The organism is Alcanivorax sp. DSM 26293 (genome assembly GCF_900107995.1).
In the GTDB taxonomy this organism is placed as follows: Bacteria; Pseudomonadota; Gammaproteobacteria; order Pseudomonadales; family Alcanivoracaceae; genus Alcanivorax.
The window spans coordinates 78240-98203 of record NZ_FNUM01000008.1 but is presented as its reverse complement, the minus strand read 5'-3'; the positions used below and the strand labels follow the sequence as shown (position 1 = coordinate 98203).

16 protein-coding genes are annotated in these 19964 nt (G+C 58.8%); 7 read left to right on the top strand and 9 right to left on the bottom strand.

What is annotated here, in order from left to right; all coding sequences use genetic code 11:
• The first annotated feature begins 7 nt into the window (after window positions 1-7).
• On the top strand, window positions 8-1552 hold the full coding sequence (locus C4S63_RS14130; RefSeq protein ID WP_063508575.1) for an adenylate/guanylate cyclase domain-containing protein: 1545 nt from the start codon (window positions 8-10) through the stop codon (window positions 1550-1552).
• 234 nt (window positions 1553-1786) lie between these two features.
• On the opposite strand, the gene C4S63_RS14125 is transcribed toward C4S63_RS14130, so the two are convergent.
• From C4S63_RS14125 to C4S63_RS14115, 3 genes are read right to left on the bottom strand one after another with little or no spacing between them, the layout of a single operon-like run.
• Window positions 1787-2587: a DUF4198 domain-containing protein gene (locus C4S63_RS14125; protein ID WP_103917968.1), complete on the bottom strand. Its 801-nt coding sequence runs from the start codon at window positions 2585-2587 to the stop codon at window positions 1787-1789.
• Window positions 2588-2615: 28 nt separating this feature from the next.
• Complete coding sequence (locus C4S63_RS14120; protein ID WP_103917967.1) at window positions 2616-3104, bottom strand: DUF2271 domain-containing protein; 489 nt, start codon at window positions 3102-3104, stop codon at window positions 2616-2618.
• Between the two features lie 12 nt (window positions 3105-3116).
• The gene (locus tag C4S63_RS14115) at window positions 3117-3722 is read right to left on the bottom strand and encodes a PepSY-associated TM helix domain-containing protein (RefSeq protein WP_103917966.1); all 606 of its coding nucleotides are present in this window, start codon (window positions 3720-3722) and stop codon (window positions 3117-3119) included.
• A gap of 160 nt (window positions 3723-3882) precedes the next feature.
• Between C4S63_RS14115 and C4S63_RS14110 the strand changes: the two genes are divergently transcribed.
• The 3 genes from C4S63_RS14110 to C4S63_RS14100 all read left to right on the top strand — a co-directional run bounded on the left by C4S63_RS14110 (window position 3883) and on the right by C4S63_RS14100 (window position 8041).
• Window positions 3883-4593, top strand: a complete 711-nt coding sequence (locus tag C4S63_RS14110) for a response regulator transcription factor (RefSeq protein WP_103917965.1) — start codon at window positions 3883-3885, stop codon at window positions 4591-4593.
• Window positions 4593-5933: a sensor histidine kinase gene (locus C4S63_RS14105; protein ID WP_103917964.1), complete on the top strand. Its 1341-nt coding sequence runs from the start codon at window positions 4593-4595 to the stop codon at window positions 5931-5933. Before C4S63_RS14110 ends, C4S63_RS14105 begins: the two co-directional genes overlap by 1 nt.
• 161 nt (window positions 5934-6094) lie before the next feature.
• Window positions 6095-8041 (top strand): ligand-gated channel protein, encoded by a 1947-nt coding sequence (locus C4S63_RS14100; RefSeq protein WP_103917963.1) that lies wholly within the window; start codon window positions 6095-6097, stop codon window positions 8039-8041.
• A gap of 55 nt (window positions 8042-8096) precedes the next feature.
• Here the strand turns inward: C4S63_RS14100 and C4S63_RS14095 are convergent, their stop codons facing one another.
• Window positions 8097-8507, bottom strand: a complete 411-nt coding sequence (locus tag C4S63_RS14095) for a DUF4168 domain-containing protein (protein ID WP_103917962.1) — start codon at window positions 8505-8507, stop codon at window positions 8097-8099.
• 304 nt (window positions 8508-8811) lie between these two features.
• On the opposite strand from C4S63_RS14095, the gene C4S63_RS14090 reads away from it, so the two are divergent.
• The 3 genes from C4S63_RS14090 to pbpC all read left to right on the top strand — a co-directional run bounded on the left by C4S63_RS14090 (window position 8812) and on the right by pbpC (window position 12650).
• Window positions 8812-9324 carry an outer membrane beta-barrel protein gene (locus tag C4S63_RS14090; protein WP_063509505.1) on the top strand — a complete coding sequence of 171 codons (513 nt, stop codon included), beginning with the start codon at window positions 8812-8814 and terminating at the stop codon, window positions 9322-9324.
• Window positions 9325-9494: 170 nt separating this feature from the next.
• Entirely contained in the window at window positions 9495-10205 is a 711-nt protein-coding gene (locus tag C4S63_RS14085) for a phosphoadenylyl-sulfate reductase (protein WP_062817796.1), read from the top strand.
• A gap of 111 nt (window positions 10206-10316) precedes the next feature.
• The gene (gene pbpC, locus C4S63_RS14080) at window positions 10317-12650 is read left to right on the top strand and encodes a penicillin-binding protein 1C (RefSeq protein WP_103917961.1); all 2334 of its coding nucleotides are present in this window, start codon (window positions 10317-10319) and stop codon (window positions 12648-12650) included.
• Window positions 12651-12899: 249 nt separating this feature from the next.
• Here pbpC and C4S63_RS14075 read toward each other — a convergent pair whose 3' ends face one another.
• The 5 genes from C4S63_RS14075 to C4S63_RS14055 all read right to left on the bottom strand — a co-directional run bounded on the left by C4S63_RS14075 (window position 12900) and on the right by C4S63_RS14055 (window position 19743).
• A complete protein-coding gene (locus C4S63_RS14075; RefSeq protein ID WP_369826446.1) occupies window positions 12900-13949 on the bottom strand; it encodes a 3-deoxy-7-phosphoheptulonate synthase in 1050 nt (349 codons plus the stop codon).
• A 524-nt stretch (window positions 13950-14473) separates the two neighbouring features.
• Window positions 14474-15094 (bottom strand): hypothetical protein, encoded by a 621-nt coding sequence (locus tag C4S63_RS14070; RefSeq protein ID WP_103917959.1) that lies wholly within the window; start codon window positions 15092-15094, stop codon window positions 14474-14476.
• Between the two features lie 62 nt (window positions 15095-15156).
• Complete coding sequence (locus C4S63_RS14065) at window positions 15157-16923, bottom strand: DUF1302 domain-containing protein (RefSeq protein ID WP_103917958.1); 1767 nt, start codon at window positions 16921-16923, stop codon at window positions 15157-15159.
• A 528-nt stretch (window positions 16924-17451) separates the two neighbouring features.
• Window positions 17452-18657, bottom strand: a complete 1206-nt coding sequence (locus tag C4S63_RS14060; protein WP_103917957.1) for an acetyl-CoA C-acyltransferase — start codon at window positions 18655-18657, stop codon at window positions 17452-17454.
• A 165-nt stretch (window positions 18658-18822) separates the two neighbouring features.
• Window positions 18823-19743 (bottom strand): SDR family oxidoreductase, encoded by a 921-nt coding sequence (locus tag C4S63_RS14055; RefSeq protein ID WP_103917956.1) that lies wholly within the window; start codon window positions 19741-19743, stop codon window positions 18823-18825.
• Window positions 19744-19964: the final 221 nt, after the last annotated feature.

Sequence of the window (19964 nt, the reverse complement as noted above, 5' to 3'; positions counted from 1 at the left end):
GGTTCACATGCCAAGCTCAATCAAAAAGAAAGCCCGCCGACTGCATATCGGTCCCATGGAGCGGGCGCGGCGTCAGGCCAATTACATCCGTTTACTGGCTTTTCTGGTGGCTGCCATGATTCTCATGGCCGGCCTCAAGCTGGAATTGTACCCACAGATTTACATGCTCGGGGTGGCGGGGTTGCTTGTATATCCTTTGACCGCCCAAGGCTTGCTGCTTCTGGCCGAAAGGCAGGATCGCCCGCAAAAGCCGGTTCATACACTTTTGATGCAGGCCGATGCGATGATCATCGGTGTGGTCTGTGCCCTGCTGCATTTCGCGTTGGTGCCCTCGATGGTGTTGTTGATCATTGTGCATGCCAATGCGGTGAGCAGTGGTGGCCTGAAGCCCTGGCTACTGAACCTGTTGATGACGGCCATCGGTGCGCTGGTGATGGGCTGGATTCTGGGTTTTCCCGCCTTGCCGGTGGAGCAGTCACCGATCTTGCTGACGGTCATTTCCCTGTTGGGCCTGGGGATCTATGTGGGGGCATCTTCCGCCTTTGCGCATCTCCAGGCCCGTTATCTGAAGCAAGCCCAGGATGCCGTGCGCCGCCAGCAGAAGCAGGCGGTGGATATGTCGCGCAAACTGGCCAAGTATCTGCCGCCCCAGGTGTGGGGATCGCTGTTTTCCGGTAAGCGTGATGCCAAGCTGGAAACCCGCCGCAAACGGCTGACGGTGTTCTTTTCCGACATCAAGGGCTTCAGTGCCATTTCCGAGGAGCTGCCGCTGGAAACCCTGACCAGCATGCTCAATACCTATCTCAGTGAAATGACCCGCATCGCTTTGCGTCATGGCGGCACCATCGACAAGTTTATCGGGGACGCGGTGATGGTATTTTTTGGCGATCCCAAAAGCGCCGGTGCCCAGGAAGATGCCTTCCACTGTGTCATGATGGCCATCGAAATGCAGGAGCAGATGAAACTGCTGCGTCAGCGCTGGAAGCGGGAGGGCATTGATCACAAGCTGGAAATCCGCATTGGTATCAATACCGGCTACGTGACAGTGGGCAACTTCGGTACCGACTCGCGAATGGATTACACCATTCTGGGTACCGACGTGAACCTGGCCAGCCGACTGGAATCCGCCTGTCGCCCCGGTGGTGTACTGATTTCCCAGGCCACCCAGGAGCTGGTGAAAGACCGTATTCAGTGCCGCAATATTGGCGACATTCAGGTCAAGGGATTCAACCGGCCGATTCCGGTGTATGAAGCCATGGGGGCCAAGAAGGATGCCGGCGCCCGCAACCGCTATGTATCCGCTGAAACCCAGGGCTTCGGCATTCATCTGGATGTGCAGCGGGTGCGCAATTTCGACAAGAACTCCATCCTCAAGACGCTGGCCCGATCCGCCACTGACCTGAAACAGGACAAGACGGTGGACCTGGACTTTGAAGCGGAGGGCTTCAGCCTGCACGTGAAAAGTGCCGAACTGAAAAAACGCGAACGGGAAAAAATCATCGATGTGATGGGCCGTGCCGCGAAAAAAGTGCAGACCGAAGTCAGGGTTTGAAGGGATAGTTTCGAGCTACGAGCTACGCTCGGTTGGGTAGGGAAAGGTTGGGAAGTGCTCGCCCGGGCATAGCTCCTACATAAAGAGCCCAGCCCTCCCTAAAGTCCGAATCGCGCCGCCAGCGACGCTCCTACAGAAAGGCCAGGAATAATGTCGCGGGCAGGGCGTTTTTATTCTGCACGGGCCCACCCGCGATACACTCGAAGCAAGCAGCTAGACGCTCGCCGCCGCCTCTCACATCGGCAACACTTCCACGGTCCCCAGATATTGCAGCCGGCGCTGGTCGGCTTTCGGGTTGCTGACCCTGTCATCAGTGCTGGCGGCTTCCAGGTAGTAGCGACCGGCGGCCGGCCAGGTGATGGACAGCATCCCCTTGTCGTCGCTGATCACGGTCCAGTTGTCCTGGCTATCCCGATAACGGGTGCCGCCGGGGACCAGTTCCATTGCCACACCGGTGGCCGGTTTGCCGTCTACCAGCAGACGCCATTGCGAGGTTTCACCCGCGTACAGATCGTTGGGGTGGGTCAGCATTTCCAGTTCCATGCCTTTACCGGTGGGCGCAATGGGGGTCGGAGCGCCCAGGGTGACCACAGTCTCCAGGCGGTTATGGACTTCAATCAGGGTTACGTCGCTGGCATTTTTGGGGAGCTCGGCGAGCAGTTTGTCCGCATTCATGCCACGGGCGCGTTGACGTTCACCGTTCACCTGGTACATCAGGAAATAACCGGGGTTGGCCACGGCGATCCGGTAGCTGCCGGGTTTGTCCAGGTTCACATCGAAGACGCTGCGGCGGTGACCTTTAAGCAGATTTTCCACGGTAGCGGCCTGACCATCCGGGCCGGTGACTTGCAGATAATCCAGCGGGTAGGCGCGCTCCACGGCGAAGATGTCATTGGAGATGCTGGCATCCACGGTGACCCACTGGGGCTCGGAGACACTGGTATGGCTGGGCAGCAGCCACAGCTTGTGGGCCTGGGCGGGCAATGCCATTGCCAGCAGGGATAACAGGCTGATGCGCTTCAGTGTGGTGTTCATGGTGTTCTCCTTTTCATGGTGATTGGCGTCAGGGGGTGAGGGTCAACGTGACGGTGCCCAGTTCACTGCTACCGTTAGCCTGGTGTTGCTGAGGTCGGCTGGCGGGCCACTGGAAGGGCAGACGCACCACTTCACGGCCGCCCACTTCCCGAGAGGCTTCCACCACCAGTTGGTAATTCCCCTTCGGCAGCTCCTGCAGGCGTTGCAGTTCGCTGAAATCCACCGAGTGTTTGCCCGGGCTGCGGGTGGCGCCGGTGAGGCCGTCATAGGGCTTTTGCTGGCCACGGCCGGTACGTCGCCACCATTGGCGGATATCCTTGAGCCACTTTTCCTGGTCGTCGTACCACAGGCCCAGTGGCAGGATGGTGCTGCGATCACTGTTTTCTACCCAGAAGGCCACGTAGGGCGCGTGGTATTCCGCCACTCTTAATCGGGGGATTTCCACTTCCACCTGAAAGGTATCGGCGCCGGCATAACCGGCCAGCAGAGAAAACAGCAAGACGGGGAATAAACGCATGGGGCTGTCCTTTTAGTGCATGAAAAACACGATCAGTAACCAGGGCAGTGCCAGCCCGGCCAGGGTCACCGGCCAGGTGGCCGGACGACGTTTGGCGTGGAGCATCATCAGCCCAAGGCCGGTGAGTGCGAACAGCAGGCTGGCCACGGCGAAGATGTCGATAAACCAGGTCCAGGCCGCGCCGGTATGCCGTCCCTTGTGCAGGTCATTGAAAAAGGCGATCCAGCCCCGGTCGGTCTGTTCGGCCAGCACGCTGCCATCATTGAGATCAATGGCCAGCCAGGCATCGCCGCCGGGGCGGGGCAGGGCCAGATAGACTTCCCCGGCGGACCATTCGGCGACTTTGTCACCGGTACGGATCTGCATCTCCCGTTCCAGCCAGACGCGGACGGGCATGGGCAGGGCCCCTTCTTGCCTGAGGGCGAGCTGTTGCCGCAGTGGGGCGGGCAATAGGGCTTCCTGTTCCTGTACCGTCGGATCTGCACCAATGGCGCTGGCATGGTTCAGGGTGATCCCGGTGAGGCTGAATAACAGCAGGCTGATCAGGCACAGGGCCGAGGTGATCCAGTGCCATTGGTGGAGCTGTTTCAGCCAGAAGGCTTTGCGTTTCTTGTTCACAGCGGGGGAGGGCTCGGCAAATTTCGATGCCAGGGATGGTAATGAGAATGGTTCTTTTTAAATAGACGCGGGGGCTGTAAAGAATGTAAGACGGAGCCCTTTTTTGAATTTGATTCAAATAATGCTGGATTCAGCGAATGGTAATTCTTATCATTCGCGAATGAATGCCGTTGCCCATATCCCTTCCCGCCTGCTGATCATCGAAGACGATGCGCTACTCGGCGCCCATCTGCGTGACTTTCTGACGGAGCGCCGTTATCAAACCACCCTCTGTGCGGATGGCGCCCGGGGTTTGGCGGCGGCGGCTTCCGGTGACTTTGATCTGGTATTGCTGGACATCCTGCTGCCCGGTCTGAATGGGCTGGAATTGCTGGCACAGCTTCGCCGGAGAAGCCCGGTGCCCGTGATCGTGGTGTCCGCCCTGGGTGACGAGCAGGCCAGGATTCAAGGGCTGATTGGTGGCGCCGATGATTACCTGCCAAAGCCGTTCAGCATGGCCGAACTGGCGGTACGGGTGGAGGCGCTGTTACGGCGGGTCAGCCTGGAGCGGCATCGGCCTGCGCTAACGGAAGCCGCCGGTGGTCTGGTGCTGGACGAGGCCAGCCAGGGTGCGAGTTATCGGCATCAGGATCTGGGCCTGACCGGCACTGAATTCCGTCTCCTGCAGGTGTTGCTGGAGCACCGTGACCAGGTGTTGAGCAAGCCCTTCCTCTATCAGGCTGTGCTGTATCGGGGATGGGGTCGCCACGACCGCAGCCTGGACTTGCATGTCAGCCATCTGCGCCGCAAGTTGCGTGCTGCCGGGGTGTCGGAATCCACCGTGCGCACCGTCTGGGGGCAGGGCTATACCCTGGTGACCGCTCATCTGTGATGCTTGATCGACATTCCCTGCTTTGGCGACTGGCAATGCTGCTGATGGTAACGGCGGTGTGTACCGTCACGCTCAGCCACTGGCTCAATCGCACCCTGAGTAACCGGGCGTTGTTGCTCAGTAATGAGGCGAAAACCGTGATGCGCGGTTATGCCGCCGATGCGGAACAAGCCTGGCTGAAGGAGGGGGCTCCGGGTGTGGCGGCCTGGATCGCTGCCGTGGCTGAGCATGAACCCGGCGACATCATGGTGGTCAGCCAGGATGACCAGTCGCTCAGCGGTATGCCGCTGACAGAATCAGAGCGGGACGGCCTGCGGTTTCAGCGGGGGCTGGAGTGGCGCATGAGTTTTCGTTATCGCTCCATGCCTTATATCGGTGTGCCTTTTCCCCAGCGACCGGAACAGGGTCGCCTGGTCATGCAGCTACCGCCTCGCTTCATGCCTGCTCAGGACTGGCCGATATGGGAGTCCCTGTTAATGGTGGGGTTACCCGCCCTGGTGGCCCTGGCACTGGGGCTGGTGCTGTTCTGGCGCGTCCGCGGGCCGCTGCGCGGCTTGCAGCAGCAGGTGATGCAATTCAAGGATGACCCGGAGGCCCGGGTCCACCCACCGCTGAGTCAGCGCCGGGACGAATTTGGTGATGTGGCCCGCAGCTTCAATCACATGGCCGAACAGGTGTCGGCCATGCTGACCACCCAGCGCCAGCTCCTCAATGACATGTCCCACGAGTTGCGTACGCCCCTCAGTCGTCTGGCGGTGGCCCTGGAAAGCCAGATGGACGAGCAAGCCCTGCGGCAACGGGTGGCCAGGGAGCTGATCCAGATGCGTACCCTGGTGAACGATACCCTGGCACTGGGATGGCAGGACACGGAGTCCGATGATGCCGGGCAGGAGTCAATTTCGTTGTGGGCACTGTGGGATGTGGTGAGCGATAACGCCGCGTTCGAAAGTGACTGGCATCCCTCCCGCTTCCCCTGTGACTTGCCTGTCGACGCCCAGGTCCGCGGCAATCTGAATGCCCTGGCCCAGGTACTGGAAAACCTGGTGCGGAACGCGGTGCGCTATTCTCCCGCCCAGGGAAGTGTGTCCCTCTGCGGCGCCAGGGAAGGCATGTGGTGGCACCTGTGGGTGACTGATCAGGGGCCCGGTGTGCCTGCGGAGCGGCTGGAGGATATCTTCGCGCCTTTCGTCCGGCTGGACAGTGCCCGTGCCGGCAACAGTGGTTTCGGTCTGGGGTTGAGCATTGCCCGCCGTGCGGTACAGCGCCTGGGCGGCCAGCTATGGGCCGAAAACGTGAGTCCAGGTCTGCGGATCCACCTGCGCCTGCCGGCGGCTGTATAGTTTGTAAATCTTCTTTATCTGCAAATAAGAATCAATATCATCTCTTGCCGTGAAGCATGTTCATTCATGTTTATGCGGCTCTGGCCGTGTTCGGGGGATCCGTCTCTGTTTGAGCGTCCGGTCCTGTTGTCGAGATGATTGAGGAGATAAGGAAGATGGGAATGCGTTTGGGGAACCTGGGGTTAGTGCTGTTGGCGACCAGCGGAATGGCCTGGGCAGAACAGGGGAGCCATGAACTGGGGCAGATTTCCGTGACTGCCGGTGGCTTCGCTCAGCAAGTGGAAGATGCGCCGGCTTCCATCAGCGTGATTAACCGGGAGCAGATTGAGCAGCGCTACTACAAGGATGCCACCGATGCCCTGCGCGATATTCCCGGGGTGATTGTTACCGGTGGGGGTTCCGGTGATCGCGGCACGGATATTGTCATGCGCGGTATGCCTTCGGCGTATACCTTGATTCTGGTGGATGGCAAACGGGTTTCCACTCGCGAAACCCGTCCCAACGGCAGTGCCGGTTTCGAGCAGGACTGGCTGCCGCCCCTGCAAAGTATCGAGCGGATTGAGGTGGTGCGCGGTCCCATGTCCACCCTTTACGGATCCGATGCCATTGGCGGGGTGATCAATGTGATTACCCGCAAGGTGGCCGACGAGTGGGGAGGCGCCGTTCAGCTGGACACCATTATTCAGGATGACTCCCGCTCCGGTGATATCAAGCAGGGTAATTTCAGCCTCACCGGCCCTCTCAAGGACGGCCTGGTCGGTTTGCAGCTTTATGGTCGCTTCCAGGATCGGGAAGAAGATTTGTTTGAAAACGGTTTTGAAGAAAAAAACCTGAAAAATCTGACTGCCAAATTGTCGGTGACACCCAGCAAGGATCACGACGTCGTGCTGGAGGCCAGCCAGGTGGACCAGCGGCGCCGCTCTCTGATCGGCTACAGTGCCCAGGCGACCGGCTGCCGGGGTGGGTGTACCGATTCCGACAACCGCAGTACCCGCGAAGCTTTTTCATTGAGCCATACTGGACGCTGGGCAATCGGTACCTCAGACACCTACGTGCAACGGGAGAGGGCGGAAAACGAGAGCCGCGAAATGGTGATTACCAACACCTCTGCCAAGACGTCACTGGTGATGCCGCTGGGGGATCACCGGCTGACACTGGGTGCGGACTTTATCGAGGAAGCGCTCTCCGACAAGACCTCCAACCGGATTTCCGACCGTACCCGAATTGATACCGCCAAATACGCACTCTTTGCGGAAGACGAATGGATGCTCACGGATACGTTCGCGCTTACCGCCGGGGCACGGATGGATGACGATGATGACTTTGGTAGCCACTTCAGCCCGCGTCTTTATGGCGTGTGGGGGTTCAGCCCCCGCTGGACCCTGAAAGGCGGTGTCTCCACCGGCTTCCGGTCTCCCTCCCTGCGAGAGATTACTCCGGATTGGGGACAGGTGAGCCGCGGTGGCAATATCTATGGTAACCCGGATCTGGAGCCGGAAACGTCCGTGAACAAGGAGCTGGGGCTGTACTTCAACGCCGGCCGGGACCTTCAGGCCAATGTCACGGTTTTCCATAACGACTTTGAAGACAAGATCACCCGCATCGCCTGTCCGATCGAGATCTGCACTGATGGCCCCAACCAGTTCGGTTCCGACCCCACCTATCGGGTCAATGTGGATGAAGCGGTAACCCAGGGTGTGGAAGCTGCCCTGTCGACCACGTTCTACCGGGTGCTGTCCCTGAACCTGAGTTATACCTATACGGATTCCGAGCAAAAATCCGGCGATTACAAGGGCGAGCCCCTCAACCAACTGCCAGAGCATCTGGCCAGTCTGCAGGCCAACTGGCAGGCCACGGACACGGTTTCTCCCTGGCTGACGGTGCGCTACCGGGGTAAGGAAAGCCAGCCGACCACCGGCCCATCCAGCAGTGCGATCATCGCCCCATCCAATACCCTGGTGGATGCGGGGGTAGGGTTCCGTCTCTCACCCCAGGCGAAGCTGAATACCGGTATCTACAATCTGGCCGACAGGAAAATCTTCGAGGATGAGTACGGTTATGTGGAAGATGGTCGGCGTTACTGGCTCGGGGTAACGGTGAATTTCTAAAAGCGAGTGGAAGAAAAAACGCCGGCATTTGCCGGCGTTTTTTTAAGTCTCAGTATTAGAGCTTTTCCTGAAGCGTGGCGCGGAAGTCCGCATCATGCTGTGCCAGGCGAACGATCTGATTGTATCTTTCCAGTTCGAGCCCGTTCTCTTCCACGGCTTCTACCATTTTCTGCTGGGCTTCCTGCTGCACCTTCATGGCCTTTTGGGGCTCATCCTTGCTGGCTTGCAGTTTCCGGGAATAAGTCTGCTGGATCCCTGCCATCTCTTTCTGGGTGGCAATAAAGGCATCAAGATCCGCATCGGAAAATTCAGACTCATCCGGCAGATTCTGTGGCGTCTGCATGGTCTGGGTTTGCGGTGCGTTTTGCTGGGGAGTGGCGGGGTTTCCGGGCTGTTGGGCCGTGGCGGTGGCGGTCAGGGCACCGGAAAACAGTAGTGCGGCCAGGGTGATCATTGGCTTTTTCATGGAATCAGTCTCCTTCGCATATTCATGCCCCCGAATAAAAATCAGAAGGCCGTTTCTGTGTCATAACGTCTTGCGTCGTCGCGAGTGACACATGCAAGGTCCGACATGATTGAGAGCAGCCGTTCCGCCGTTTTTGTTAAGTTATGTAAATCTGCGTGGTGGTAGACGTCACTTGAGTCATCAGATCAGACCGGCAAACCGGATCCGGCGTGTAACCCTTTCATTTTTCCGCTGTGACAGTTTCAATGGGTAAGCGGGGCTATTCCCCGCGGTGGGACTGATAAGAAAAACCAAGGAGAGCTGAATGTTGAAACAATCCGGAATTTTTCGTGGAACGCTTGCAGCGGGTTTGCTGTTGGCCGGTACTGCAGCACAGGCGGAGTTCTACACCGGTGCCCAGGTGAATATGCTGAACATCGATCGTGGTTCGGTGAGCAACGTGACTCTGACAGGGCTGACAGTGCGGGGAGGCATGGTTCTGCATGAACTGATCAGTGCCGAGGTCCATGCGGGCAAGGCCTTCGGTGATGATTCCTACCGGGGGGTGGAGGTGGAAAACGATTTCCACTACGGCGTCTATGCCCGACTGACGCCGCCCGTAGCCGGTGCAGTTCGCCCGTATCTGATCGGTGGCTACAGCTACGTGGAGAATGACTTCAACGGCGAAACCCTGCGTGACGACGGCGCTTCCTATGGCGGCGGTTTTGATCTGGGTATGGAAGAGCACATCAGCATGAGCCTGGAGTATCTGCGCCTGGTAGATAATGACTTTGGCTCCCAGGAGCTGATCGGTCTGGGCTTGAACTACCGGTTCTGACCCGCAGAATCACTGTCGCCGGGGGAGGGCAGCTGAGTCGCTCCCGGTGACAGGTTGGTTCGCGAGGCATATGTCCGAATGTTATAAAAGTATCACCATATATTCCTTTATCTTCTTCGCTGAAACCCTATCATGGCACTCGCAATTCCTGTTTTGAGGTGCTGTAGATCATGGGTAGTGCACAGCTTATTACACGTTTCGGAGACAACACCGCCGGCCTGTCCAAAGAGGCCCTGGCGGAGCTGAATCGTGTCTATGGTCCGTTGAGTTTTGAGGAACGTATCGCCCGGGTATTCGAGGATTTTTCTCCCGAACGGATCATGGTGACCTCTTCCTTCGCGGCGACCTCTGCCTATTTTCTGCACATCATCTCCACGATTCGTCCTGATCAGCCGGTGCATTTCATTGATACCGGCTACCACTTCGAGGAAACCCTCAAGTACAAGGACTACCTGATTGACCGCTTCGGCCTGACCGTCATCGACGTGACGCCGGACCCGGATCACCACCAGGTGTCCCTGGAAAACCGCATGTGGGAATCCGATCCGGACCTGTGCTGCCAGGTGAACAAGGTGAACCCGCTGGACGAGGCCAAGGAAAACTACGACCTGTGGATTTCCAGCCTGATGGGCTGGCAGACCGAGCATCGGGCGGGCCTGCAGGTCTTCGAAGAGCGTGGCGGGATGATCAAGTTCAACCCCATGATCGACGTGACCAAGGAGCAGCGTGACAGCTACATCGCGGAGCATGATCTGCCGTTCCACCCGCTGGTGGCGGAAGGCTACAACTCCATCGGCTGCAGCCACTGTACCTTCAAGGGCGAAGGCCGCGAAGGCCGCTGGAAAGGCCAGCAGAAAACCGAGTGTGGTCTTCACCTTTAAGCCATAGCAAAGCCACACAAAACGGGCGCTTGATGCGCCCGTTTTTTTGTCCGGTCGACCCTTTCCCCATTGTTGAGTAGGCTTTCAGTGTCTCCCTCTGTCTGCCAGCCCATGAAGCGACAATACCCGAAAAGACGCTTTCTCCTGATAGGGGGGGGGCTTGCTTCGCTACTGATGCTGGCGGCCCTGCAATGGTGGCCGCTGCCTGAGCGGCTGGATAACACGCCCTACGCCACCTTGATGCTGGATCGCCACGGCCGTCTGCTGGATGCCCGGATTGCCGAGGATCAGCAGTGGCGTTTCGTGCCGGTGGCACAGCTGCCGGACAAATACGAACAGGCACTGCTGTTGTTCGAAGACAAGCGCTTTTACCGGCACCCGGGCATTGATCCGCTGGCCATCGCCCGGGCCATGCGCCTGAACCTGGAAGCGGGAAGGGTGGTCAGCGGAGGTTCCACCCTGAGCATGCAGCTGGCCCGGCTACTGCGTGACGATCCGCCGCGGACTCTCACCGAAAAAGCCCGTGAGGCGCTACTGGCATTGCAGCTGGAGTGGCACTTCAGCAAGCCGGAGATCCTTGTCCATTACGCCAGCCGGGCTCCCTTCGGTGGCAACATAGTCGGCTTGCGTGCCGCATCCTGGCGTTATTTTGGCCGCGAACCCGGAGCCTTGAGCTGGGCGGAGGCGGCCCTGCTGGCAGTGCTACCCAATTCGCCTTCGCTGATTCATCCCGGGCGCAATCGGGAGCGGCTACTGGCCAAACGTGATGCCCTGCTGCAACAACTCCACCGACAGGGTGCCATGGCTGAGGCAGACCTGCGCCTGGCGCTGATGGAGCCGTTGCCTGCCGCGCCCAGACCTCTGGCGGGGCTGGCTCCTCACTTGCTCAACACCCTCTCGAAGACGTCAACGCGACGGCTACTGACCACAACGCTGGATGCGGATCTTCAACGGCGGGTTCAGGAATTGGCCCGGCAACATGGTCGGCGGCTGGCCCGCGATGGGGTGCATAACGTGGCGGTGGTGGTCATTGATCATCAGCAACGACAGACCCGCGCTTATGTGGGCAATGTCTCCCATGGGGACCCTGTGGAGTACGGCGCCGCCGTGGACATCGCCAGTGCCCCCCGTTCCACCGGCAGTGTGCTCAAACCCTTGTTGTACGGCTTGATGCTGGATGACGGGCGCCTGCTACCCGGCACCCTGGTGGCAGATCTGCCCACTAACTACGGTGGTTTCAGCCCGGAAAACTTTGATCATGGTTATCGGGGCGCGGTGCCAGCCCATCAAGCCCTTAGCCAGTCGCTGAACATTCCTGCGGTACGTATGTTGAAAGACTACGGGTTGGGACGCTTTCATAGCGAACTCCAGCGCCTGGGCATGACCACCCTGTTTCGCAGCGCGGAAGACTACGGACTCACCCTGATTCTCGGTGGTGCAGAAGGACGCCTGGACGAGCTCACCGCCATTTATGCGCAGATGATGGCAAGCGCCAGCGGGCTACCAGCAGAACCGGTGAGAACACTGGCAGAGCAACAAACCGCCACGGCACCGGGGATGGCACTGAGCCCCGGTGCTGCCTGGCTTACCCTGGAGGCCATGCGGGAGGTCGCCAGACCAGGCACGGCACAGCAGTGGCGACTGTTCACCTCCAGCCAGCCAATTGCCTGGAAATCCGGCACCAGCTATGGACTGCGTGATGCCTGGGCCATCGGCAGTAATGGGCAATATACGGTGGGTGTCTGGGCGGGCAACGGCAATGGTGAGCCGGCGCCATCACTCGGGGGCGCGGCGACGGCGGCACCACTGATGCTGGATGTGTTCAGCCTGCTGGGGACTGCGTCCTGGCCACAGCCGCCATTGGATGAGCTGAAAACCGTGCAGGTTTGTGCCGATGATGGCTACCTGGCAGGGGGCCGGTGTGAGACCGCGGACCAGTGGGCTCCGCGGCAGAGCCATTTTCAGACTGTCACGCCACACCATATCCGCGTGCACCTGGATGCCAATGGCCAACGGGTGCACAGTCAGTGTGAATCAGTGAGTCAGATGCAGCATCGGGACTGGTTTGTACTACCACCCGCCCACGCCTGGTTCTATCGCCGCCATCATCCGGAGTATCGGCCCTTGCCGTCCTGGCGGGCGGACTGTGTGGCCGGCGCCCGCGCCATGCAAAGCGAGCCACCCATGGCACTGGTCTACCCCCATGCGGGCACCGCTATCTACATTCCTGTGGAGCTGAATGGTCGTTTGGGACGTGCAGTATTCCGCGCTGTCCATCAGCGCAGTGAGGCAGAACTGTTCTGGCACCTGGATGATCGTTTTCTCGGCAAGACCCGTCATTTCCATGAGCAGGCGATCATCGCTGAACCCGGTTGGCATACGCTGACGCTGGTGGATGACCAGGGGTTTCGATTAGGCCACCGGTTCAAGGTGTTGGGGAAATAAGCGTTTTAACGCTACATGCGACGGCGCCATATTAGTTTTTTGACTGATTTTTCAGATAAACAATAAACGCCACCAAGGCAATGCTGCTGAGGAACAGTACGAAAGCGGTAATCAATTGTTCCAGTGTCATGGTGCAGGTCTCCAGTCTGTTATCTCGACAATATCACGACACCATCGCCTTTACTGAATAGGTGCCGGTGTCGTGATTTGGATCAATATTTCCTGCCGGGTTCGTCCCTGTGAACCGCTCTAATCGATGCCGCAGAGTAACTGCGCTGTCCTGTCCCAGCCCAGGCAACCATCGGTGATGGACAGGCCGTACTGGAGGGGCTTTTTCAGCGGCTGTTTGCCATCCTGCAGGTGACTTTCCAGCATGATTCCGGCGATATGCTTTTGCCCGTTGCGGCGTTGTGCAAGCAGATCCTGCAGTACTTCCGGCTGTTTGAGCGGGTCTTTGCCACTGTTGGCGTGGCTGCAGTCGATGATCAGTCGTGGGTTGCGGCCTTTCGCCTGCAAGGCATTGACGGCACTGCGAATATTTTCTGCATCGTAATTGGGGCCATGATGCCCACCGCGAAGCACCAGGTGCGTATCCAGGTTGCCGGCGGTTTGCAGCAACGCACTGTGACCGTTGTGGTCGATGCCCAGGTGCGTGTGGGGATGCTCGGCGGCGCCCATGGCGTCACTGGCCACATCGATGCTGCCGTCAGTACCGTTCTTGAAACCCACGGGCATGGGCAGACCGCTGACCATCTCCCGGTGGATCTGGGATTCGGTGGTGCGGGCGCCAATGGCCGCCCAGCTGAGCAGGTCGCCCAGGTAGTCGGCGGCCATGGGATGCAACAGTTCCGTGGCCAGGGGCAGACCCAGACGAGCCAGGTCCAGCAAAAGATGGCGAGACACGTTCAGACCGGTGCCGATGTCGTTGCTACCGTCCAGGTGCGGATCGTAAAGCAGACCTTTCCAGCCCACCGTGGTGCGGGGTTTCTCCACGTAGGCACGCATTACCAGGAATATCCTGTCGTCCAGCTGACGGGACAGTTCGCTGAGGCGATGGCCGTATTCCAGGGCGGATTTCGGGTCATGGAGCGAGCAGGGACCGGTGATCACTAAAAGGCGGTCGTCTTCGCCGTTGAGAATATCGCGTACGGTCTGTCGATGGGCCTGGATTTGTGCCGCCAGCTGGGCGTCCACCGGCAGGCGCTCGCGCATTGCGCTGGGGGAGGGCAGTGGCACGCTGCGGCGCGAACGGGGGTCGGCGGGGCTGGCGATGTGGCTCTGTGTCTGTTGCATGGTCATTCCTTAACGTTCTGTGCGCATTATCGTCGCGCGTGATTCGATCGTAGTGTTCGCTGGAGCGGGCGCTGCCACTGGCTAAATCGCGATGCTTTAAAGTGCTGGCTATATCGATACATGCTGTTTGTCCTCTGTCGTGCGCTTGTCTGGGCAATAAAAAACCCCGGGCGGGATACCGACCGGGGTTTTCGTGTTTCGGCAGGCGTCCCGTAGCGGGCGCGCCTGGGTATAAGTCAGGCGCGCGAGCGGCTAAACCAATACCCGTAATAGAAGGCAGCGGGCACAACGGTGCCGACCGTTTTGCGGTCTGCAGGCATGCTGTGATTGTGGCGGGCTGCGTTCATGATGAAATCTCGTTGAGTTCAGCTTTCAAGCCTAGCGATGACGCCTGCCAGAAGCAAGAGGGCGAGCCTCTCTCCGTGATAGGAGGTCAATATGCCGGGCCGGGATGACAGGGGCGTGACAGGGCAAAAAAATGCCCACCGAAGTGGGCAAGGAAGGTGGAGACAATCAAGGAGAAAACAGAATCAGAAGATATCGGCCTTGCCGATGGCGTTGGTGATGACCTGGGCAAAGTGGCCGGCCCCTTTTTCCAGGCCCTTGAAGCCGCCGGTGTTAAAGCTGACGGTGTTGCCTTGCCAGATGATGGCTTGTTGCGCCACGTCCCACAGGTCCAGCCGAACCACATAGATGTCCTCATTGACGAAAAAGTCATCGCTGAACACTTGGGGACGCATGGTCATGGTGCCGGCGATCGGGACGGCCGCGCCCGGGTCGCCTTTGACCTCAAGGGTTTCGCTGCGCTGTTCTTCCAGGTGGATCGCCAGGGCGCTGTCGAAGCCGTTTTCTTGCATGCGTTCTGCCAGATAGTCGCGGCTTTTGCCTTCGATGCCTTTGTCACCAAAGACCGTATGGGCGGCGGTGGCCTTGATGCCTTGCTCGGCAAACCTGGCAACGATGGCGTTTTCCAGGTGACCACGCAGTTCGTGCTCAACGAGGACCCCCACCACCAATGACTGGTAGGGACCCTGTGGGTCTTTTTCTACGCCGGTCTGGGTGTTGACCACACGGGTATCGTGGTAGCCGGAGGCACAGGCCATGAGCAGCACAGCGAACAGGGCCACCATGGCGAATTGCAGTTTTCTCATCGTTCCATCCTCATTCTGGTTGGCAGGCCACCGGGGGGTAGCCTGCGGTGTCCTTTGTCGTCTCAGAAGCTGTAGGTGGTGCTCAGGGACAGGTAATCCCGGTCGTTGACTACGCTATAGCTGGCATCGTTATAGGTGGTGTAAGACAGGTCCGCGCTGAGCTTCTTGTAGCCCATGCCGATACCCAGGCCCAGGCTGCGCTGGTCTTCCTGAAGGGCGTCATCACTGGAGTAGCCTTCTACACCGTGCTGCAGGGTCAGTGACGGAGTCAGTGTCACCGGGCCAATGGCATTGGCATAGGTGGATTTCAGCGTCAGTTGGTAGCCCCAGCTGAAGTCAGTCACATAGCCGTCCTCGCCCAGATCACCGACACCGAAGTTGGTGTGGCGGCGAAAACGCATGTCTTCCTGGTCCGGCAAATCCTGAATGAATTCCGAGCCGACCTGGGCAGAAACGATGGTTTTCTGGGCGCCCAGTACTTTGGGGATAACCGTGGTAAAGGTGAATTCGGCACGCTGAATATCGAACTCCTTGAAGCCGGTCACTTCGTTGCCCGAGCCATAGACATAATCAATGGTGTCCTGGGGAACGGTGGCAAACCCCTGTGCGGCGGCTGCCGGTACGCCATTGGCTTCCAGCACCCGCGAGGTAGTCAGATCCGGCGTGTTGATCTGGACCGGCATATCCGGCAGATAGCTCAGGTTCATGGCCAGGTTGCCGATCCCTTCGAAGGTCTTGTCGGCGGTGAGGCCGATCACCTGAATATCTTCCGGGTATTCATAGAAGTAGGCGATGTCGTTGCCGGCGGTAATCCCCTGTGCCAGCGGGCTGTCTTCCTTGGTCACCGAATAGATCGGCAGACGCATGTGATAGTTCAGGAAGTAGGCGCCCACCTTGGCCTTGGATTTCGGGAAGGCATAGTCGAATTTCAGCCCGTACTGACCGCCATCATCCGGCTCTTTTTCGTCTCGACGTGGAATGTAGAGACCGTTTTCAAAGGCGGTTTTGTTGGGAATGATGACGGAACTGGAGAAGGTGGCATCACACCCGACGGCGGTGTTGTCGAGCGTGGAGAAAAAGGTGCCGCAGCCATCCAGGTTCGCTGCCCGCCACTCATACTGGTAAAAGGATTTCATGGAGAGCCGGTCGGTAAACTGGTAGTCGGCGGTCACCATGCCAGCGGGTTTGAGGAACTCGGTGTACTCGGCACCGGGGCGGTGCAGGGCTGCCAGGTCAATGGCGTTCAACGCACTGAGGGAGCCCCGGGAATAGAGGCTACGCCCCCACAATAGCGTCTGGCGACCCGCCTTCAACTTCAGCGGCTGCTCATTGACCTGAAAGGTGCCGTGGACAAAAAAGGCCTGGAAGGTGGCTCCCTGGAATTTGGAGTTGCGATCAAAGCCGTCATCGCTGAGCGGCTCGCCACCGACAAATTCATTGGGGAAGTTGCCGTGGGGGACATCCTTCTCTTTCTGCACATAGTCGTACCAGCCCTTGGCACGCACAAACAGGCCGTAGTTCCTGTACTGCAGGTTGACGTCGCCCACTGCCTTGGCGACGGCAGATACCACTTCGCCACCATCATAGTTCAGGTTGCCGTCGTCGGAGACGGCGGAACCGGAGGTGCCGCCGGGCGTATCACCGGCAAACAGGTTTTCCTTGCGGGCAGACTCCATACGGGAAATCGCGCCCACGGACGCTTTCAGGTTCCATTTGAGACTGATGTCGTCATTGATTTGTTTTTCGCCAGCCATGGCCGGGGCTGCGGCTGTCAGCAGGCCCAGAGCCAGGGCACTGCTGCAGCCGACAGCGATCGCTTTGCTTCGCATTATTTTGCTCTCCCACTACCCGGTGATGAGCCGGGTAGACATTCCGTTTGTTGTTGTGAACGTTGTTGTAGCGCACTTGTTGTCACTCCCGGTCCCATCGGGCGTTAAAATCCTGACCCTCGCCTTTTGTTTTTTTGAACCATTATTTCAAAAAGCGATACGTCGGATTCAATTCATACATACCGACGGGTATGTGGTCAAGACAGACCAACGTCGAAGTTGAAGGGAAATAGGGAGCGAAGAGCCTGTTTCTGGAATAAAGGCGTTAGGTTTTATGGGGTTTTCGTGATCCAAGACCAGGAGAGAGAAACGATATTAAAGTGGATGTTTACCGTTCTCGGTGATTCGTTACCCAGGGTAACAAATAAAAGAAGATTTCATTTTAGTGTTATTTGTGAGCGTTGACACATTTGCTAAAGAATTCCATCGCAGAAAACACAGTAAGGTTTGTCCCGGCAGTGGCCCCTGATCATGAAGACAAAAAAAGGGCGCCGTGTGGCGCCCTGAAGGGGAAGTCAGAGACAGCAATCAGAACACTTCGAACAAGCCAGCGGCACCCATGCCGCCGCCAATGCACATGGTCACCACCACATATTTCACACCCCGGCGCTTGCCTTCGATCAGGGCGTGGCCTGTCATGCGGGCACCGGACATGCCGTAGGGGTGGCCGATGGAAATGGCGCCGCCATTCACGTTGTATTTCTCCGGGTCGATACCCAGCCGGTCGCGGCTGTACAGGCACTGGCTGGCAAAGGCTTCATTCAGTTCCCAGATACCGATGTCATCAATGGTCAGTCCAAAGCGCTTGAGCAACTTGGGTACGGCGAAAACCGGGCCGATACCCATCTCGTCAGGATCACAGCCGGCCACGGCCATGCCGCGATAAGCGCCCAGCGGTTGCAGGCCCAGTCGCTCGGCTTCCTTCGCTTCCATCAGCACGCAGGCGCTGGCGCCGTCAGACAACTGGGAAGCGTTACCGGCGGTGATGAAGCCGCCTTCCTGAACCTGCTGGCCACCCTTGAAGACAGGCTGCAGGGATTGCAGGCCTTCCAGGGTGGTTTGCGGGCGATTGCCTTCGTCTTTGCTCAGGGTAACTTCCTGGTCGGAAATCTCTTTGGTTTCCTTGTTCATCACCTTCATGACGGTGGTCATGGGGACGATCTCGTCGTCGAACTTGCCGGCTTGCTGGGCAGCGGCGGTGCGCATCTGGGATTGGTAGGCGTACTCGTCCTGGGCATCACGGGAGACGTTGTAGCGGTCGGCCACAATCTCGGCGGTTTCCAGCATGGACATGTAGATGTCCGGGCGGTGTTGTTTCAGCCAAGGGTCGGCGGCGCGGAAGGTGTTCATCTTGTCGTTCTGCACCAGGGAAATGGACTCCAGCCCGCCGGCCACGGTCACATCCATGTTGTCGACGATGATTTCCTTGGCGGCGGTGGCGATGGCCATCAGGCCGGAGGCGCACTGGCGGTCCATGGACATGCCGGACACCGTGGTGGGAAGACCCGCACGCAGGGCACACTGGCGGGCCACGTTGCCACTGGTGCTGCCCTGCTGCAGGGCGGCACCCATGATCACGTCCTGGATGGTTTCCGGGTCGATGCCGGCGCGCTCCACGGCGTGCTTGATGGCATGGCCACCCAGGGCCTGGGCCTGGGTGTCGTTGAAGGCGCCCCGGTAGGCTTTACCTATGGGGGTACGGGCGGTGGATACGATGACGGCTTCTCTGCTCATGGTTCTCTCCTGGTCCAGATAAGGGCTGCTGCGGGGGAGGGTGCAGCAGCCTGAAGTGTGTGAGAAGCGAGTGACGAGTACCGAGTTTCGAAAGGCGAAACCAGAACATGTTAGCAACCCGGTTTTGCTTTTCGAAACTCGGTACCCGTGACTCGCTACTGTCCTTTAACCCAGCTTGATGCCCTTGGCCTGGGCGGCTTTGGTAAGAATTTTGGTCACATGGTCACCGCCGGCGAGAATTTCCCGGGCGTTGTCCATATTGCCGATCTGCTTGAAATGGGCGGCGACGCCATCCACATTTCGCTCGTCTTCATCCAGATAGACACCTTCGCTTTCCATCAGGCGAACCATGGCGTAGCAGCCGGCACCTGCCAGTACGATGCGGTGGGTCGGTGCTTTGTTACTGCACAGGAACAGGACCGCTGGGGTGATTTCCTTTGGCTCCAGCATGGCCAGGACTTCCGGGGGCATAAGATCTTCGGTCATACGAGTGGCGGCGGTGGGCGCAATGCAGTTGACCTTGATGTTGTACTTTTCCCCTTCGATACAAAGCGTATTCATCAAGCCGGCCACGGCCATCTTGGCGGCGCCGTAGTTGGCCTGACCGAAGTTACCGTACAGGCCAGAGGTTGAGGTGGTCATGACGATACGGCCATATCCCTGTTCGCGCATGATCGGCCAGACCGCGCGGGTACAGATTTCGGAGCCGGTCAAATGCACGGCGATGACTTTGTCCCAGTCGTCCTGGGTCATTTTCACAAAGCTCTTGTCGCGCAAAATACCGGCATTGTTGATCAGCACATCAATGCGCCCCCAGGTATCCATGGCCTGTTTCACCATGGCGTCCACCTGTTCCGGACTGGACACATCGGCACCGTTGGCAATGGCCTCGCCGCCGGCGGCCTGGATTTCCGCGACGACCTGCTCGGCCGCCTCGGTGGAGCCGCCGCTGCCATCACGGGCACCACCGAAATCATTGACCACGACTTTGGCCCCCAGACGGGCCAGCTCCAGAGCGTGAGATTTCCCCAGGCCGTTGCCGGCCCCGGTGACGATGGCCACCTGATTGTCAAAACGGATTGTCATGCTTCTTTCTCCGGATAATTCACATCAAATGCTATTTGTAGGAGCGTCGCTGGCGGCGCGATTCGGGATAGTTGCGAGTCACGAGAAGCGAGTTCCGAAAGTCACAGACAACAGGGTTTTCGCTCCTCGCGACTCAAAACTCGATACCGGTAACCCGGTTATCGCGCCGCGAGCGACGTTATGCGCTTCGCTTACCCTACGGGCCGACCTACGGTCGTTAC

What these genes read in the sequence shown, in the direction of transcription:
- C4S63_RS14055 (WP_103917956.1), bottom strand. Translation starts at nt 19,743, where the DNA reads ATGACAATCCGTTTTGACAATCAGGTGGCCATCGTCACCGGGGCCGGC.
- C4S63_RS14110 (WP_103917965.1), top strand. Translation starts at nt 3,883, where the DNA reads ATGAATGCCGTTGCCCATATCCCTTCCCGCCTGCTGATCATCGAAGAC.
- C4S63_RS14100 (WP_103917963.1), top strand. Translation starts at nt 6,095, where the DNA reads ATGCGTTTGGGGAACCTGGGGTTAGTGCTGTTGGCGACCAGCGGAATG.
- C4S63_RS14070 (WP_103917959.1), bottom strand. Translation starts at nt 15,094, where the DNA reads ATGAGAAAACTGCAATTCGCCATGGTGGCCCTGTTCGCTGTGCTGCTC.
- C4S63_RS14125 (WP_103917968.1), bottom strand. Translation starts at nt 2,587, where the DNA reads ATGAACACCACACTGAAGCGCATCAGCCTGTTATCCCTGCTGGCAATG.
- C4S63_RS14105 (WP_103917964.1), top strand. Translation starts at nt 4,593, where the DNA reads ATGCTTGATCGACATTCCCTGCTTTGGCGACTGGCAATGCTGCTGATG.
- C4S63_RS14090 (WP_063509505.1), top strand. Translation starts at nt 8,812, where the DNA reads ATGTTGAAACAATCCGGAATTTTTCGTGGAACGCTTGCAGCGGGTTTG.
- C4S63_RS14120 (WP_103917967.1), bottom strand. Translation starts at nt 3,104, where the DNA reads ATGCGTTTATTCCCCGTCTTGCTGTTTTCTCTGCTGGCCGGTTATGCC.
- C4S63_RS14085 (WP_062817796.1), top strand. Translation starts at nt 9,495, where the DNA reads ATGGGTAGTGCACAGCTTATTACACGTTTCGGAGACAACACCGCCGGC.
- C4S63_RS14060 (WP_103917957.1), bottom strand. Translation starts at nt 18,657, where the DNA reads ATGAGCAGAGAAGCCGTCATCGTATCCACCGCCCGTACCCCCATAGGT.
- C4S63_RS14065 (WP_103917958.1), bottom strand. Translation starts at nt 16,923, where the DNA reads ATGCGAAGCAAAGCGATCGCTGTCGGCTGCAGCAGTGCCCTGGCTCTG.
- C4S63_RS14095 (WP_103917962.1), bottom strand. Translation starts at nt 8,507, where the DNA reads ATGAAAAAGCCAATGATCACCCTGGCCGCACTACTGTTTTCCGGTGCC.
- C4S63_RS14075 (WP_369826446.1), bottom strand. Translation starts at nt 13,949, where the DNA reads ATGACCATGCAACAGACACAGAGCCACATCGCCAGCCCCGCCGACCCC.
- pbpC (WP_103917961.1), top strand. Translation starts at nt 10,317, where the DNA reads ATGAAGCGACAATACCCGAAAAGACGCTTTCTCCTGATAGGGGGGGGG.
- C4S63_RS14130 (WP_063508575.1), top strand. Translation starts at nt 8, where the DNA reads ATGCCAAGCTCAATCAAAAAGAAAGCCCGCCGACTGCATATCGGTCCC.